Raw genomic sequence first — 578 nt, forward strand, 5'->3', positions numbered from 1 at the left:
TTTTCTGATTTTATCTTGCTGTGTCTAATATTAAGTTTGTGAGATAACATTACCCCATGAAGAGAGATTGGAAGAATTATAACGAAGAACTGGTAAGAAGAGGAAGAATACTCATTGACCCAGAAATATTTGATGCCCAAGCACAAAACAAACAGACAAAAAAGTTGGGAAGACCCTTCAAGTATCCAAGAGGACTAATCATATTCATTCTCTTTCTCAAATATGTCCTCAGACTACCATACAGACAAACAGAAGGCTTTGTAAGAGCCCTCTTCAGACAAATGGGTATATCCATTGAACTACCAAACTTCAGAACCATCCACTACAGACACACAAGAGAAGACTTCCACTTTGACCACTTGCCAGATAACCTAAAAGACCTACCACAAGACTTTGTCATAGTTCTTGACTCCACAGGCATAAAGCTAACAAACAGAGGAGAATGGCTCAACAAAAAGCACGGCAAGAAAAGAAGGAAAGGTTGGATAAAGGTTCAAGTTGCACTTGACATAAACAGTGGCAAGGTACTTGATATGAAAGTAACAGACAACAGGACCCATGACAGCCAGTGTGCTATA

The 578-nt window shown here is 39.1% G+C and carries 1 protein-coding gene; it reads left to right on the plus strand.

Going from position 1 to position 578, the window contains the following annotated elements:
• Positions 1-56: 56 nt before the first annotated feature.
• Positions 57-578 (plus strand): IS5 family transposase (locus tag BC363_RS34040; RefSeq protein ID WP_141690516.1); only part of this gene is annotated, 522 nt, incomplete at its 3' end.

This window comes from Ensifer sp. LC384, assembly GCF_001695865.1.
Lineage (GTDB): Bacteria > Pseudomonadota > Alphaproteobacteria > Rhizobiales > Rhizobiaceae > Ensifer.